The following is a 16,539-nucleotide window of genomic DNA, read 5'->3' as shown; positions in this document are numbered from 1 at the left end:
TCAGGTCACAATATGATTTTGTTGGATCAGCTCATCGAGCGTGGTGTGTACGTTCTCCAGTGTCACAAGGCTGGCTGATTGATAGGTGGCGCCCGTACCGTCGCGGTCGATGGACACCACCGTGTTGTTACCGTTGGTGGACACGGTGAGATAATTGCCGAGCGTGGCGTTCTGCCCGTTCCAACCCACTAACAGATCGCCGATATCGATTTTGTCTCCCTGCGCCAGCGAGAAGTTACTCCAGGTGTCCGCGGTTCCGTTGCCGCCGGTTGCATTATTGGCGCTAAGCAGGTGATAAATCAGCGTATCGCCGTACGTGCTGCCGATAACCCGATCGGCCTCCGCGGTGCTGATCACCTGTGGATTCATATCGATGGTCAACGTGGCGCTATCGGTATGCCCTTTCTGGTCGTTAAGGGTGTAATTGAACGTTTCTTTGGTTTTGATGGATTCCAGTGAGACATCGCTGTTGAGGGTATAGGTGTAATGACCATCAATGCCGATTGTCAGTTTGCCGTACAACCCATTGATGGTGGCACTGGCGGTGCTGCTGCCCAGCGGATCCAGCGTGGCGGTGCTGCCGCCTGCGCCATTCACCGTTAGCAGGGTATGCACGCTGGCAATATGGTCGCCGTCATAGATGTTGCCGATGACGCTATTGGCGCCTGCGGTTTCAAAATTATCCAGATCGACTATCGCGCCTTTTACGCTGGGGGTGATGGTGATCTCCCCGATGGACAGTGCCCCGACGCTGCCGGTGTAGTCGAGGCGATAGTTCCCGGCGTGCAGCACCAGTCCGTTGAGAGCAATATCGATACTGCCGCTGCTCAGTAGCCCGCCACTGAATGAATTGCTGGCAACCTTGTTGCCGCTGCTGTCATACAGTGCCCAGGCCACGTTTAGCCCGCCGAGCGCCAGACCCGATACCACGTTGAAGTGCAGCACTACGTTTTGCACCGCTGTACCTGCCGCTACTTCAATAACGCCGCTGCCATTTTGTGATGTCGCGGCCAGAAGCTTGGTCATCCAGCTGGCCGTCCCTACGCTGGTATCGCTAAAGGGCTGAGACGTATCCTGCAACGTCGTCACCGCCATCTGGCTGCTGGTGTCGTTCACCGCGTCCAGCGCTTGTGGGGTCGCCTTGATGTTCAGCGACGCGCTGCCGATATCGCCGTTTGGCGCTTTGACCGTGTACACAAAGCTGTCTGGTGTATTGATGCTGTCCGCACCCAGCCCGCTTTTTAGCGTGTAGCTATAGTTTCCCTTCGCATCGATAGTCAGGGTGCCGTACTGCCCGTCAATACGTGTTGTGCCCGTCAAGTTGACCGCAACGCCGTTCACGTCGCTGATAACCGTACCGGCTGGCGCCGAATCATTGACCAGAATATTACCGTTGGTTGAGGCACTCAGGCTGTCTACCGCATAGGTGTGATCGGCCTGAATATTCAGGGTGTAGCTGGTCAACAGTGCCAGACCGCCGCCGGCATTCAGCAGGAACAGGTAGTCACCGCCCGGCAGTGTGATGGTGTAATCCTTTGATTTTCCGCCTAACACCGCCGTGACCCAGTTGGGTTGTACCTGGTATTTCTCGTATTGCTGAATAGCGTCATTAAAACGATAGACGTACAGATCAAAGCCGCCGAGCGTCACGCCGAGAACGTCGGCCTGAATTGTCAGCGTGCGGGTGGCGCCGTCTTCAACGTTGAATTTGATAGGGTTGGTCAAACCGTTTACCAGACTGACGTCCAGCACATTCCCCAGGCCCACGCTGGCGAGCGTAAAGCCGGTTTGTTTTGACGGCCCGTGGTCGACCGCGCTGACCTCGGTGCCGTAGGTCAGTGAAGCCACATCGTCTGCCGCCGTCACCGTGCTGGTCGTCGGACCCTGGCCCAGCGCCACCACCAGTTTTGCCGAAGAGTGGTCGTTGCCGTGCGTCAGCGTATAGGTGAAGCTTTCAGAGCGGCCGTATACCGAGGCGTTTTTATTGGTAAGGGTGTAGGTATAACTCCCGTCCTGATTAATATGCAGGGTGCCGTATTTACCCTGCACATCAGCCCCGCTCAGAGGAATATTCACCACGTTGCCGTTGCCATCGGTAATCGACGTCACCCGCGTGCCGGAAGGTGCGTTATCCTGCCCGTTAGTAGGATCGATATCGGTAATGATGTTGCCAGATTCGGTCATGCCACCGGTGATCGATCCAGCGCTGGTTTTGACCACTGCCACGTCCAGACTGGTGAAGGCCCCGGTCGCCAGCAGGCTGGTGTTGTAGCTGACCACGCGGTAGTCCCCGCCGCTCAGCCCGCCATAGTTGAGCGTTACGCCGGAGGCGCTGAGCGTCAGCAGGTCGGCAAAATTGGCTTTACCGGTATCGACCACCGTCACCCAGGCGTTGCGCCCGGTGTCAAAGCGCTGGATAACAATCTCCATGGTGCTCAGCAGTGACAGCACAATGCCTGTTGCTGCTGCGTTGATGGTGATGGCGCCGCTGCCGCCCGTTTGGATATTGAAGTTAACGCTTGCGGTGTTGTCTCCCAGTACGTTCGCCACATTACCCAGAGCATTGACCAGCAGAAAGCCATAATCACTTTTGTGCTCGTTGGTGACCGTGAAGTCAGTTTGTAGCGCCAGGCGGGTGACGTTGTCTTCAGCCAATAACGGTAAGACTGGTGCAAGGATGCTGGTCGGCGTTGAGGTGTTGCCTGCCGCGTCGGTCGCGGTAGCGGACAATGACTGGCCCTCAATCTGGCGAACCGGCAGGGTGACGCTGTAGATCCCGCTGCTGTTGGCGACCGCCGTGATGCTGCCGCCGCCGGACAGGGAAATAGTGACCGTACTGCCTGCTTCGGCGATGCCGCTGACCGTGCCGCCATCGGCGCTGATGAGCACTGAGGGTGGCGGCGGTGGCGTGGTGTCCACAATCACGCTGAATGCGCCCGACAACACGCCGGAACCGTTGGCGTTGGCCGCACTGGCGGTAAACTCATGGTTGCCTTCGCCGAGCGCGCCGGAAGGGGTAAAGCTCCACAGTCCGTTACCGTCCGCGGTCGTGGTGCCCATCAACGTTCCATTATTGTACAGGCTGACGACGGCGTTGGCCTGCGCCGTGCCGCTGAGCGTAGGGCGGGTGTCGTTGGTGGTTTTCCCGGCGGCGACGTTGCCGGTGACCGTACCAATATCATCAAAGACGCTGGCGATAATCGGCGCGGGTGGCACCCCGGTAAACGGGGCCAGCGCGCTGCCTGGCGTGCCGGTATTCCCGGCGGCATCCTGCGCGCTAACCAGTAGCGTTTGTCCGCTGATCTGCGGCGGATTCAGGGTGAAGGTGAAATTGCCGGAGGCATTGGCCGTGGCGGTACCGAGCACGGTGCCGCCGCTGGTCGTGACGATCACCGTACTGTTGGCTTCGGCAACGCCAGTCAGCACGGTGCCATTGGCGTTAACCGCAAGACCGGTGGGAACACCCGGTGCGACGGTATCGACCACAATTGCAGCGGCAGCCGACATGCCGCTGGTATTACCCGCGCTGTCCGTTGCGGTAATAGTAAATGAATGGGGCCCCTGACCCAGTGCGGCGGACGGGGTGTAATTCCAGTTGCCGCTGTCGTCCGCCGTTACGCTGGTCACAAAGTTGCCGTTGTCATAAATATCGATCCGGGCATTGGCTTCCGAGGTACCGTTTAACGTGGGGAGCGCGTCATTGGTGGGCTGGTTGTTGCCAATCGATCCGGTATTGGGGCCGACATCATCAATAATGCTGCTAATCGACGGCAGTGTGGGGGCGATGGTGTCCACGTTAATCGTAAAGCCCGCCGTTGCACCGCTGGTGTTACCTGCAGGGTCGGTGGCGGTGACGGTAAAGGTATGTGAACCATTCCCCAGAGGAGCGGTGGGGGTAAACAACCAGGTGCTGTTGCTTTGCACGAGGGCGGTGCCGAGCAGCGTGCTGCCGTCGAAAATACTGACGGTGCTGCCTGCTTCAGCGGTGCCATTGAGCGTAGGGCGGGCATCATTGGTCAGTTGCCCGTTGCTCAGTACGGCATTGAACACGCCGCCTGTGACGTCATCTACCACCGAGGTCAGGAGCGGTGTTGATGGTGCCACTGTATCAATATTAATAATAAATCTGCTTGAAGCAGGGCTGACGTTCCCGGCGGCATCGGTGGCGATGGCGGTAAACACATGCTGACCGTTGCCCAGCGTAGAAGGCAGATATTCCCAAGAGCCATCTATCGTCGCCGTTACCGTCGTCAGCAGCGTACCGTTGTCGTAAATGGCAATCCGGGCATTGGCCTCTGCGGAGCCGCTCAGTACGGGGCGGGTGTCGTTGGTCCAGGCGCCGCTCGACAGCGTACCGGTACCAGGAGGCACGTCATCATATGCCTGAATGATGGTGGGGGCCTGTGGGGCGACGGTATCCACAATCAGGGTAAACCCGGAAGATGACGCACTGACGTTGCCAGCCGCGTCGGTGGATGTCACTGTCAACGTGTGGCTGCCGTTGCCCAGATCGCTCCCCGGCGTGAAATTCCATACCCCATTCCCGTCTGCTGAAACCGTGCTGATAAGCGTGCCGTTGTCATAGATTTTGACCGTTGAATTGGCCTCCGCCGTACCGTTGAGGGTAGGGCGCGCATCGTTTGTCGCCTGGCCGTTGTTCAGATTTCCGGTCAGTGGGCCGACATCATCGCTGACCTGCGTGATGACTGGTGCATTCGGCGATACGGTATCAACCGTCAGCGTAAAGCCACTGGAAGCAGGGCTGGTATTGCCCGCGCTGTCGGTGGCGGTGGCGGTCAGCGTATGCAGGCCGCTACTCAGCGCGTCGGTTGGGGTAAAGCTCCAGGTGCCGCCTGCGCCGACGGTGGTTGTGCCAATGGGTAAGCCGTCACTCAGAATAGTAATAGTCGCGCCAACTTCACCGCTACCGTTCAGCGCCGGGCGGGTTTCGTTGGTCGTCTGACCGTTACCTATTGGCCCGGTGGTGGGGGCCGTGTTGTCCTGCACATTACTAATGATCGGCGCTTGCGGTGCCACGGAATCAAGCTCGAGGGTAAAGGCGGTGGATGCCCCGCCCGTATTACCGGCCTGGTCTGTGGCCGTTGCGGTGAAGACATGTTGCCCCTGGCCTAGCGCATTTTCCGGTGTGAAAGTCCAGTTGCCTGAGCCGTCTACTTGCGTAGTACCTATTTCGACGCCCTTATCTTTTATCGTAATGGTGGCACCGGCTTCTCCTTTGCCGTTCAACGTTGGTCGCGCATCGTTGGTCAGTTGCCCGTTAGTCAGCGACGTGTTGCCTGGCTGATCGTCAATCACCGAGGTGATGACCGGTGCGGCGGGCGGCAGTGTGTCGACAACCAACAGGAACGGCGGCGTTGCCGGGCTAATGTTGCCCGCGCCATCGGTGACGGTTGCGCTCAACGAATGGTTACCTTCACTCAGCGCGGGAAGCGGCGTAAAGCTCCAGTTGCCGTCTGCGTCGCTGGTGGTCGTGCCGATTATCGCGCCATTGTCGCGGATGGTGATAACTGAATCCGCTTCGGTAATACCTGCGAGCGTTGGGGTGTTATCGTTAGTCGACTTTCCGGAGGTGAGTATTTGAGTGTTGCCGACGTTGTCCGTTACCGTCACAATTGAGGGGGCGTCCGGGGCTAGGGTATCAACGATAATGGAGAAATTGCTGGACGCATCGCCCTGGTTGCCTGCGGCATCTGTCGCACGCACGGTAAAATTATGAACGCCTTCTCCCAGTGCATCGGTTGGGGTATAGCTCCAGAATCCGCTACTGTTGACGGTGGTGGTGGCGTATGCACCATCGCCATCAAAGATAGTGATCGTTGCGCCAGGTTCACCGGTGCCGTTGAACGTTGGGCGCGAATCGTTGGTGAACTGCCCTTTATCTAATGAGCCCGTACCTGGCGTGACATCGTCGATGACACTGGTGATGGTCGGTGCCTGCGGGGCGACGGTATCGATGGTGATGGTGTAATTGGGTGTCTGGCCGCTGGGAACATTATTCACGGTTTGCGACACGGTGAAATTATAGGTTGTGCCGTTTATTAGTGGGGCGGGTAACTGATAACTCCATGCGCCAGAAATAGCATTGGCCGTTACCGTGGCGATAGACCCACCATTTTGATAGATAGTCACTGATGCCCCTGCAGTGGCCGTTCCTTGCAGCAGCGGTAAGATGTCATTGGTGGTTTTACCATTGCCAATCACCCCCATGATGGGCGCGACGTCATCAACGATCTCAAGGGTCGGAGGATGCGGCACGTTGGACGTGGTGGCGATAAATTGCGTGGGATCGCTCTGATTGCCTGCGGGATCCTGGGCGATGGCATTGAGTGCTTGGCCGGTTGTTTGCGCTGGTGAAATCGTGACGGCAAAGTTTCCTAATCTGTCGGCCACCCCCTGACCGAGAATAGTGTTACCGCTGCGAATGATGACAGTACTGCCAGCATCGGCCATGCCGCTTACCTGCGTCCCGTTTGGATCTACGCTGGTGACGGTTGGTATTGCAGGAGGCAAGGTATCGACGATTAACGTCACGGAATTTCCTGCCGCCAGTACGTTACCCGCGGCATCCTGGGCACCGAAAGTCAGTGTGTGAGTGACGTTGGGCGTGAGGGGAACATCTATACTCCAACTGCCGTTCGCTGCAACGGTGGTCGTGGCAATCGCGACAGGATTGCTGCCATCGAAAATTAACACCGTACTGCCCGGTGTGCCGGTCCCGCTAATCGTCGGGGTGGTATCGTCCGTGACGCTGCCGCTGGTTAGAGAACCGGTAAAGACTCCGGCGTTATCTTCAATATTGGTGACCTGTGGCAGGATCAGTGTGGTGTTGTTCACCGTAAATGACACACTGCCTGAAGCGTCGCTGGTATTTCCTGCTGCATCGGTGGCGATGGCGGTCAACGTATAGCTGCCGTTTGCCAGCGCCGAACCGGGCGTGATGCTCCAGATACTGCCCACGACGGTGGCAGTGCCAATCACCGTGCTGCCGTTATACAGAGTGATGATATCCCCGTTAGCGCCGGTACCGCGAATGGTTGGTGTTGTGTCATCGGTTACGGCGCCGGGCGCAAGATCGCCTTTGACGTTACCAACGTCATCATAAACTGCGGTGATAACTGGCGGAGCGGACGGCATTGTGTCGATGCCCAGGGTAATGGCATCCGAGCGTGGACTGACGTTGCCTGCCGGATCGGTTGCGGTAAGGGTGACCTGGTAACTGTCCTGATTAATCGGATCGGTTGGCGTAAAGCTCCAGTTACCATCCGCACCTACCGTTGCCGTGCCCAGCGGTTCGGTTCGGCCATCAAGATAGATGGCGATAACATCCCCTGCGCTCCCGGTACCGCTGAAGGTTGGCGTGGTATCGTTGGTGATGCCGTTGGTGATAATGCCGGTTATCGGATTGGTATCATCAGTGATGGTCGGTGGTTCGGGTTTCGTTGGTGGCAGATTATCCACCGTCAGTGTAAAGCCCGCTGACGGAATGCCTGTATTGCCTGCAATATCGGTCGCTGTCGCCGTGAATTTATGCGGACCTTCCACAAGCGAGGTCGGGGTAAATGTCCAGGTGCCGTTTGGCTGCACGGAAGTAGTCCCCAGACGGACATCGTTATCAAAGACGGTAATCGTCGCACCCGGTTCTCCGGTACCGGACAGCTTGGGGTTTTCGCTTTTGGTGCTCCCGCCGTTCGCCAGCGGTTTTGTATCACTGCCAATAAGACCCTCTGCTGAGGTGATAACCGGGGCGGCCGGTGGGGTAGTATCAATAGTCAGCGTGAAATTTCCGGCGCTGCTGGCATTACCCGCCTTATCTGTCGCGATAGCCGACAGCGCGTGTGGGCCTTCACTCAGAGGTTGGGTTATCTGAAAACTCCAGCCTCCTCCCATCCCGACGGTAACGGTACCTACTGGCGTGGCACCATCGTAGACAGTAATGGTGGATCCGACTTCTCCGGTGCCTTTCAGCAGCGGCAAGGTATCGTCTGAACGTCCGCCAGTGGCCAGGTCGCTTTGCACACTGCCTACGTCGTCCGTGGCGCTCCCAATGAAGGGCGTTGCGGGAGCCTGAGTGTCAACGGTCACGATGACAGGAGGAGCGGTGACGACGTTACCGGCGGCGTCCGTTGCGGTTACCGTAAAATAGTGGGTGCCTTCGGTGAGAGCCTCTTTTGTTGGAACGCTATGGCTCCATACGCCTGACCTGTCGATAAGAATAACCGTCATCTGCAGGCCATTATCATACAGCGTCACCAGCGATCCTGGCTCCCCTGTCCCTGAGAACGTGGGTGTTTTATCGTTGGTGACCCCATTGTTCGCGACGTTGCCGGTGATGGTTCCTACGTCATCGTTGATAAGCGTAATGGCCGGTACTGTGGGAGCGATGCTGTCGACAATGATCTTCCAGCTGGCAGAGGGGCTGGTGTTATTGGCGGCGTCGGTAGCCGTCACTGTAAATACGTGTGCTCCCTGCGTTAGCGCCGAGGTGGGGGTGTAGTTCCAGTTACCATTGATATCGGCGGTAACGGTGGTTAACAATGCGCCATTGTCGTAAATTTTAACCTTAGACCCCGCTTCGGCAGTGCCTTTTATTTCAGGTTTATCATCGTTAGTGAATCCATTGTTATCAATGGGACCGGTGAAATCCGCAACATCGTCAGTGACAGCAATAATAATGGGCTGTTCAGGTGCCGTGAGATCCGGGGCTTTTGCGGACGTTGGCAGGCTTTCGTTGCCTTTGCCGTCCGTCGCCGTGACGTTTACGGTTTCGCTGTTGATTTGTGCCGGTGTAATCGAAACGGTGAAATTGCCGCCGTTGTCCGCCTGACCCTCGCCAATAATATGACCGCCACTGTCTTTGACGGTGACGGTGCTTCCGGCTTCTGCGTGGCCGCTCACTGAGCCTCCATTTCCGGCGACGATAACGTCTGTTGGTGCATCCGGCGCCGTGGTGTCTGGCGCGGTTACGGAGGTATTGCCCCCCTCGTTACCTGCTGCATCAGTCGCGTTTGCAGTAAGGATCTCGCCGTTGGTCTGCGGTGGAACCAGCGTTGCCGTGAAGTCCCCATCAGCAGTGGCCGTCGTTGTGCCAATAACATTACCGCGCGGATCCTGGATGTTGACCGTACTATTGGGTTCGGCTTTGCCGGTGACCTGGTCGCCTGCGCCATTAATCACCAGGTCTGTAGGTGGTTGTGGGGCGGTAATGTCCGGTGCAAGCGTCGTTTCCGGTGGACTGGAATTTCCGGCTGGATCGGTGGCGATGGCGGTTAGCGTTTCGCCATTGGTTTGAGGTGGCTTGATAGTGATGATAAATGAACCATCCGGCCCGACGACGCCGCTGCCAATTGGGTTGCTGTTACGGTCGGTGATTACCACGGTATTGCCGGGTTCGGCAGTTCCCGTAACGACGGAACCATCGGCGGAAACGCTCAGTTCGTCCGGCGATGACGGCGGCTGGGTATCGACATCGATGTTGAATGCGAGCGACATGCCCCCGGTACCAGACTGGTTGGTTGCGGTGACGCTGAAGGTGTGTGGGCCGTCATCCAGCGGTGAACTTGATGTCCAGTTCCAGTTGCCGTTGCCATCAGCCTGTACGCTGTCGACCTCTACGCCGTTGTCGTAAATTTTAACCGTGTTGTTGGCTTCGGCTGTACCTGAAAGTGTGGGCTTGTTATCGTTAGTCGCCTGATTATTGTTCAACGGCCCGGTTGACGGGGCGACGTCATCCATCACGCTAACGATAACCGGTACGCCAGGGTAGCCTGAGTTTGACGCTGTGAAGGTGGTATCAGGCCCGACGTTGCCGGCTTCGTCATGAATTTTTGCGGTAAGCGATTCACCGTGGGTCTGCGACGGTGAAATTGCGATGGTGAAATTGCCGCTTGAACCAACAATGGCCGAACCCAGCAGCTGATTATTACTGCCGATAATACTGACCGTGCTGCCAGGCTCTGCGCTGCCGGTTACCGTTGTCCCTTCCGGGTTGACGTTGGTAATCGCTGCCGCCGGAGGCGGGGTGGTATCGACGGTAAAGGTTGGCACGGTGGTTTCTGCACTGACGTTACCCGCAGGATCGGTTTGCGTTAGCGTCAGATTGTGGATGCCTTCGCTCAGCGGTGTACCTGGTGTGAATGTCCAGTCACCGTTCTCATCAACCAACTTTGTACCAATCAAAATACCATTGTCATAGATGCTGATGAGATTGCCGGCAACACCGGTACCTGAGAGCGTCGGTGTGTCATCGTCAATCACGGCGTTACTGGCGATAAGCCCTTGAATGGAGCCGACATCGTCGAGTTCCTGAGAGAGTTCAGGCGCATCAGGGGCGAGGGTATCGATGATAATGACCCAGCTGTCCGACATGCCACTGCTGCCTGCGCTGTTCGACGCGCTGACTGTAAACTGATGAGTGCCATCTGTAAGCGGTGGGGATGGTGTGAACATCCAGTTACCGCTAGCATCGATGGTGATCTGGCCAATTTCAGTGCCGTTATCGTAAATATGCAACGTGGTATTCGCGGGGCCCGTCCCCTGAAGTGTAGGGGTATTGTCGTTGGTGGTATCCTGCTGATTTACGATGCCAGTATTTTGTTCCTGGTTATCAATGACGCTGGTGATGACAGGCACACCCGGGATCGCAGGTGTTATCGGTGGAGTTTCGCCGTCACCATCGCCGGGGTTATTCCCGTTACCATTGCCGTCACCATCGCCGGGGTTATTCCCGTTACCGTTGCCGCCACCATCGCCGGGGTTATTCCCGTTACCGTTGCCGCCACCATCGCCGGGGTTATTCCCGTTCCCGTTGCCGCCACCATCGCCGGGGTTATTCCCGTTCCCGTTCCCGTCACCATCGCCGGGGTTATTCCCGTTCCCGTTACCGTCACCATCGCCAGGGTTATTCCCGTTACCAGGATTATTCCCACCACCGCCACCACCACCGCCACCTGCCGCGAGGGCAATGCCACCCGCAGCCGCTACCCCGCCGAGAACCCACGGCCAGATGGCACCACCGTCATGACTGCCTTCGGCCGCCATCAGCGGTGTGAGATCGTCCAGATGCTGGAAGTGGAACGCGCCGTCGGTATCCTGAACCCACCAGAGAGCACCGTTGCTGTCTTCGAGAACGAGCTGGCTTTTATCACTGCCATTTGCAACATAGAAGTTTTTAATCGTGATAACGTCGCCTGAACGGAGCGTGACTACCAGATCCTGATTAACACGAGTCAGTTGGCTGATGTCCTCACGCGAAACGGATAACTTCACGATGGACGGGGTACTGAGCGTCACTTCGGAGGTTTCGATATTCGTAGATACACCAGTCAACTTTGATACAACGGCGATATGACGCATATGTTCACTCCTGATGGCTTGCCGGGGGAATTATTCCGCAACAGCGTTCTGGGAAAATGAGCAGACAGGTGCCCCGTTCATCCTGAGGATGAATTTACACATGTGGTTTCATTGATTAGATCACAACGATGTCGGTTCGATTAGCTGGTAAGAGTTGGCCTCGGCGTTGAATAGTTCTTTCGTATTAGATGATATAGTCAGAAAGAAAGTATTCTGCAACTTCTTCATATTAAAAACAGTGATTGATATTTTAGATGGATTAAAAGCAAAGTTTTTTATAGACCGAAATGCATTGTAACTACATGTATTTAATGAGTTTATTTTTTTAATGATAGCGGGGGTATATAATAAACATCAGTAATAATAGTGTTATTTTGGTTAAGGGAAATAAAGCGAGGAGGTTCTTGATGTTTTATTTTATTAGTCTATAAGCGCCAGGAAATAAAGGCGTAGATTATTCGATGTCTGAACGATTCAGTAATGTGGAACTATAAATACGGTGAATATATTAGGGCGATTTCAATAACTAAATAATAAGGACCAGTCCCGTAATGAGAGACTGGTCACAAAACGAAGGTGTTATCTGCCAGCATTTTTCATAATACGTGCTTTATCCACCTGCCACTCACGCTCTTTCACATCGGAGCGTTTATCGTGCTGTTTCTTACCTTTCGCGACGCCAATTTTCACTTTGCACCAGGCATTCTTCCAGTACAGTGACAGCGCCACAACGGTGTAACCCTCGCGGTTCATTCGACCATACAGCGAGTCGAGCTCACGTTGGTTTAACAGCAGCTTACGGGTACGGGTGGGATCGCAGACCACGTGCGTTGAAGCAACCGCCATGGGGATGAAGTTGGCGCCAAACAGGTAAGCTTCACCGTCTTTAAGAATGACATAGCTGTCGCTGATGTTGGCTTTACCCGCGCGCAGGGATTTGACTTCCCAGCCCTGCAGAGCGAGTCCCGCTTCGAACTCTTCTTCGATAAAGTATTCGTGTCGTGCGCGTTTGTTAAGCGCGATTGTGGCTGAGCCAGGTTTGTGTGCTTTTTTCTTCGTCATAATGCCGCTCAGTATAGGTAATCTGGAATCGAAAAACACCCCATTTCATCCAGCGGGGCGCAAGGCGCTATCTTAGCACGAGTTGGGCTATAGCGTTTTTTTTAGCGGATGATAAATGGTATTATTTGCTCGATTGATATAGATGGAAATTGTTATGCCTCAGATTAGCCGGACCGCTTTAGTACCTTACAGTGCGGAACAGATGTATCAGCTAGTGAATGATGTGAAATCCTACCCCCAGTTTTTACCGGGTTGCACCGGAAGCCGCGTTCTGGAATCGACTCCGGGACAGATGACGGCAGCGGTGGATGTGTCTAAAGCAGGGATTAGCAAAACGTTCACTACGCGCAACCAGTTGACCAATAACCAGAGCATCCTGATGCATCTGGTCGATGGCCCCTTCAAAAAACTTATTGGCGGGTGGAAGTTTACGCCACTCAGTCAGGAAGCGTGCCGCATTGAGTTTCAGCTCGATTTTGAGTTCACTAACAAGCTAATTGAACTGGCGTTCGGCCGTATCTTTAAAGAGCTGGCATCGAACATGGTGCAGGCCTTCACGGTGCGTGCAAAAGAGGTTTACAGTGTCAGTGTCGGCTAAAATGGTCGTCGAGGTAGCGTACGCGCTACCCGAAAAGCAATATTTACAGCGCGTGACGCTGCAAGAGGGCGCGACGGTTGAAGAGGCCATTCGCGCATCTGGATTACTGGAATTGCGCCCTGATATCGATCTCAGCAAAAACAAAGTTGGGATCTACAGCCGTCCGGTAAAACTTGTTGATGTCGTACATGACGGCGATCGGGTAGAAATCTACCGGCCATTGATTGCCGATCCGAAAGAGTTGCGCAGGAAGCGGGCTGAGAAATCTGCCAACAAATAGCAGGTAATAAAAAAGGTGCTCACTGAGCACCTTTTTTGCTATCTGAAGACCAGCTTATTGATTACTGGTCAATGCTGGCTTGTTATCAATATTGGTCAACACACCATTGCTATTAAAGGTCAGAGTCAGCGTTTGCTGCGTTACGCCTTCATGTCCCGGTTGCTGACGGAACACATAGAACCAGGTATTGGTACCAAAAGGATCGGACATCATCGGTGTTCCCAGTGCATAAGCAACCTGCTGTTGTGTCATACCCACACGAACTTTGGATACATCGTTAGCAGTCAGATAGTTTCCCTGGTTGATGTCAGGACGATAAACCACTCGCTCCAGAGTGGAACAGCCTGCGGTCAACATCAGTAGTACTGCTGCAGCAGCAGTCAGCGTTTTACAGCGCATAGTGATTTGATTCCTTTTCGGGCCCGAGCAGTACGCGGCTCATATGTAATATGCCGATGATAATAGACCTTTCACCACTTTAAAACCTTTTGCTGTCGGGTCGGACGGCGATTTTATGTTGAACTCAGACCGTTACAAGAGAAAAAAGTTTATGCTGCCAGCAGTTCTTTTGCATTTGCGAGGGTATTGCGCGTGACTTCGCTACCGCCAAGTAAGCGAGCGAGCTCCTGCAGGCGCGCGCGTTTATCCAGTGGTTGCATATGTGTTTCGGTCATCGCGCCGTCGGTTTCTTTGCTGACGTAGAAGTGTTGATGCCCGCAACCGGCAACCTGCGGCAGGTGCGTGACGCACATGACCTGCGTGGATTCACCGAGTTGGCGCAGCAGCTTGCCGACAACCGCTGCCGTTGGACCACTGATACCAACGTCCACTTCATCGAAAATCAGTGCTGGTGTTTCCATTTTACGCGCGGTGATCACCTGGATTGCCAGCGCAATACGCGACAGCTCCCCGCCGGATGCGACTTTAGCAATAGGCTGTAACGGCTGGCCCGGGTTGGTGGTGACCTTAAATTCAATGCGATCGGCACCGTCTACGCTCAGATGGTGTTCATCAAACTTCACCTCAATGCAAAAGAGTCCGTGCGGCATAGAAAGTGCGTGCATGCTCTCTGTAATGAGTTGCCCTAACTCCTGAGCATAGTGCTGCCGCTGGTGATGCAGCGTCATTGCTGTTTCCAGTGCCAGCTTGTGATGAGTGTTCACCGCAAGGGTGAGGGTTTCGAGTGAGTCCGCCTGATCGTCAAGTTGCTGCTGTTCATCCAGCAGGGATTGATAGAACTGCGGGAGCGCTTCAGGTGCGACATGGTGTTTGCGCGCCAGAGAAATTTGTTTTGCGATACGCTGCTCAAGCTCGAATAACCGGTTAGGATCCAGATCCAGCCGGTCACAATAGTGGCGTAGCTCGTCGCTGGCTTCGCTGAGTTGAATGGTCGCCTCTTCAAGCATGTCCAGAATACCGGAAAGCTTATTGTCCATACCCGCCAGTTCGCTGACCAACTGCTTTGCCGTGTACAGTTGGCTTTGCAGATTAGCGTCTTCGCCATCTGCCAGGATAGCCAGCGCCTGTTGGCTGGTGGTGAGCAACTGTCCGCTGTTAGCCAGGCGCTTGTACTCTTCATCGATCTGCTCAAACTCACCCACCTGCGGGTTAAATTCGTTCAGTTCTTTCAACTGGTACTGCAGCAGTTCTGCCCGGGCAGCACGTTCCTGGCTTTGCTGCTGATGATGCGCCAGGTCGCGGCAGCTCTGATGCCACAGCTGATAGCGCGCCGCCATTTCCTGAATAAGGGACGATTCATTGGCATAGCCGTCCAGCAGGGATTTTTGGTGTTCAGATTTCGTCAGCAGTTGATGCGCGTGCTGGCCGTGGATTTGAATTAACAACTGGCCGAGCTCGCGAAGCTGTGACAGCGGTACCGCGGTGCCGTTGATAAAGCCACGGGAGCGCCCATCGCTACTGATAACGCGGCGTAGCAAGCATTCACGGCCTTCTTCAAGCTGGTTTTCTTCGAGCCATTGCAGCGCCGCTGGCGTGTCTTTCAGGGAGAAGCGGGCACATAGATCGGCACGCGTAGCGCCAGCGCGTACCATGTCGGCATCGGCACGTCCGCCAAGGCACAAACCGAGGGCATCAATGGCAATGGACTTACCCGCCCCGGTCTCACCGGTGATGACGGTCATTCCGCTCTGAAAATCGATCTCAAGTTCACGAACGATAGCAAAATTGCTGATGGTCAGTTGTGCCAACATAGCTGTTTTCCTGTATGAAAAACCATAACTGTAATTACATACAGTATAAACTGGTTTTTTATACAGTAAAGAGGTTGGCGTTAAATTAGAATAATTTTTTTGACCAGCCAAGCTTGGTGCTTAATGTATTGAAATAGCTGTAATCTTTAGGGTGAATCAGGTTTAAATGATAATCACAGCGGCGAATCAACACGTCTTCACCCTCCTGTATAGGCAGGGCAATCTGGCTGTCGCAGCTAATTTCGAGATCGCTACGGCGGTGTGAGAAGCGCAGGCGAATGGTGCTGCTACTGTTGATCACCAGCGGTCGCGCTGAGAGCGTGTGCGGGAACATCGGTACCAGCGTAATAGCATCCAGAGAAGGCGTCAGGATGGGACCGCCGGCAGAGAGCGAGTAGGCGGTAGAACCGGTTGGCGTGGAAATAATCAGCCCGTCTGAACGCTGGGAAAACGCAAAGACCTCATCAATATAGACTTCAAATTCAATCATGTGCGCGACTTTACCCGGATGCAGCACCACTTCATTGATCGCGGTACTGATACGCTTCTGGCAATCTTGCTGGCACACCTGAGCTTCAAGTAAAAAGCGCTTTTCACTGATGTAGTGGCCTTCCAGCACATCGGCTAGCTGCTGATGGGCATTGTCCGGGTCAAGGTCGGTGAGAAAGCCCAGGTTGCCACGGTTGATCCCGATGACCTTAATGTCATAGCGTGCCAAAGTACGCGCAGCACCGAGCATGTTGCCATCTCCGCCAACCACTACCGCGAGGTCCGCCTGCTGACCAATTTCTGCCAGCGTGCCGGTTTGCACATTTTTTAGCTGTAGTTCGCGGGCGATTTGTTGCTCCACGATAACCTGATACCCTTTTGTGCACAGCCAGCGGTAAAGCATTTCATGTGTGGTCAGTGCAGTGGGGTGGCGTGGATGCCCCACAATGCCAATACACTTGAAATGTTTATTCATTTTCTCGAGGTCCTTGTAGCGAAGATGAGTGACAATGTGAGTACTTCCCTTG

At 54.9% G+C, this 16,539-nt stretch carries 7 protein-coding genes; 2 read left to right on the top strand and 5 right to left on the bottom strand.

Features of this window, described 5'->3' with window-relative positions; all coding sequences use genetic code 11:
• Complete coding sequence (locus tag IMQ48_RS15855) at window positions 1-11,373, bottom strand: BapA/Bap/LapF family large adhesin (RefSeq protein WP_196209810.1); 11,373 nt, start codon at window positions 11,371-11,373, stop codon at window positions 1-3.
• Window positions 11,374-11,952: 579 nt separating this feature from the next.
• Window positions 11,953-12,435: an SsrA-binding protein SmpB gene (smpB, locus tag IMQ48_RS15850; protein ID WP_096759347.1), complete on the bottom strand. Its 483-nt coding sequence runs from the start codon at window positions 12,433-12,435 to the stop codon at window positions 11,953-11,955.
• 154 nt (window positions 12,436-12,589) lie between these two features.
• Here smpB and ratA point away from each other — a divergent pair, with 154 nt between their 5' ends.
• A complete protein-coding gene (gene ratA, locus IMQ48_RS15845) occupies window positions 12,590-13,033 on the top strand; it encodes a type II toxin-antitoxin system toxin RatA (RefSeq protein WP_196209809.1) in 444 nt (147 codons plus the stop codon).
• Between the two features lies 1 nt (window position 13,034).
• Window positions 13,035-13,313 (top strand): RnfH family protein, encoded by a 279-nt coding sequence (locus tag IMQ48_RS15840; protein ID WP_230326448.1) that lies wholly within the window; start codon window positions 13,035-13,037, stop codon window positions 13,311-13,313.
• Between the two features lie 54 nt (window positions 13,314-13,367).
• Here the strand turns inward: IMQ48_RS15840 and bamE are convergent, their stop codons facing one another.
• From bamE to nadK, 3 genes are all read right to left on the bottom strand, one after another.
• Window positions 13,368-13,712 (bottom strand): outer membrane protein assembly factor BamE, encoded by a 345-nt coding sequence (bamE, locus tag IMQ48_RS15835; protein WP_196209808.1) that lies wholly within the window; start codon window positions 13,710-13,712, stop codon window positions 13,368-13,370.
• A gap of 149 nt (window positions 13,713-13,861) precedes the next feature.
• Window positions 13,862-15,523 carry a DNA repair protein RecN gene (gene recN, locus IMQ48_RS15830; RefSeq protein WP_196209807.1) on the bottom strand — a complete coding sequence of 554 codons (1,662 nt, stop codon included), beginning with the start codon at window positions 15,521-15,523 and terminating at the stop codon, window positions 13,862-13,864.
• Between the two features lie 85 nt (window positions 15,524-15,608).
• Entirely contained in the window at window positions 15,609-16,487 is an 879-nt protein-coding gene (nadK, locus tag IMQ48_RS15825) for an NAD(+) kinase (protein ID WP_096756091.1), read from the bottom strand.
• Window positions 16,488-16,539 lie beyond the last annotated feature (52 nt).

Origin of the sequence: Citrobacter sp. Res13-Sevr-PEB04-36, from assembly GCF_015672735.1 — a bacterium.
GTDB lineage: Bacteria > Pseudomonadota > Gammaproteobacteria > Enterobacterales > Enterobacteriaceae > Citrobacter.
Note: the sequence above shows the minus strand (reverse complement) of the source record. Positions and strands in the feature narration are given on the sequence as shown.

What these genes read in the sequence shown, in the direction of transcription:
- IMQ48_RS15855 (WP_196209810.1), bottom strand. Translation starts at nt 11,373, where the DNA reads ATGCGTCATATCGCCGTTGTATCAAAGTTGACTGGTGTATCTACGAAT.
- smpB (WP_096759347.1), bottom strand. Translation starts at nt 12,435, where the DNA reads ATGACGAAGAAAAAAGCACACAAACCTGGCTCAGCCACAATCGCGCTT.
- ratA (WP_196209809.1), top strand. Translation starts at nt 12,590, where the DNA reads ATGCCTCAGATTAGCCGGACCGCTTTAGTACCTTACAGTGCGGAACAG.
- IMQ48_RS15840 (WP_230326448.1), top strand. Translation starts at nt 13,035, where the DNA reads ATGGTCGTCGAGGTAGCGTACGCGCTACCCGAAAAGCAATATTTACAG.
- bamE (WP_196209808.1), bottom strand. Translation starts at nt 13,712, where the DNA reads ATGCGCTGTAAAACGCTGACTGCTGCTGCAGCAGTACTACTGATGTTG.
- recN (WP_196209807.1), bottom strand. Translation starts at nt 15,523, where the DNA reads ATGTTGGCACAACTGACCATCAGCAATTTTGCTATCGTTCGTGAACTT.
- nadK (WP_096756091.1), bottom strand. Translation starts at nt 16,487, where the DNA reads ATGAATAAACATTTCAAGTGTATTGGCATTGTGGGGCATCCACGCCAC.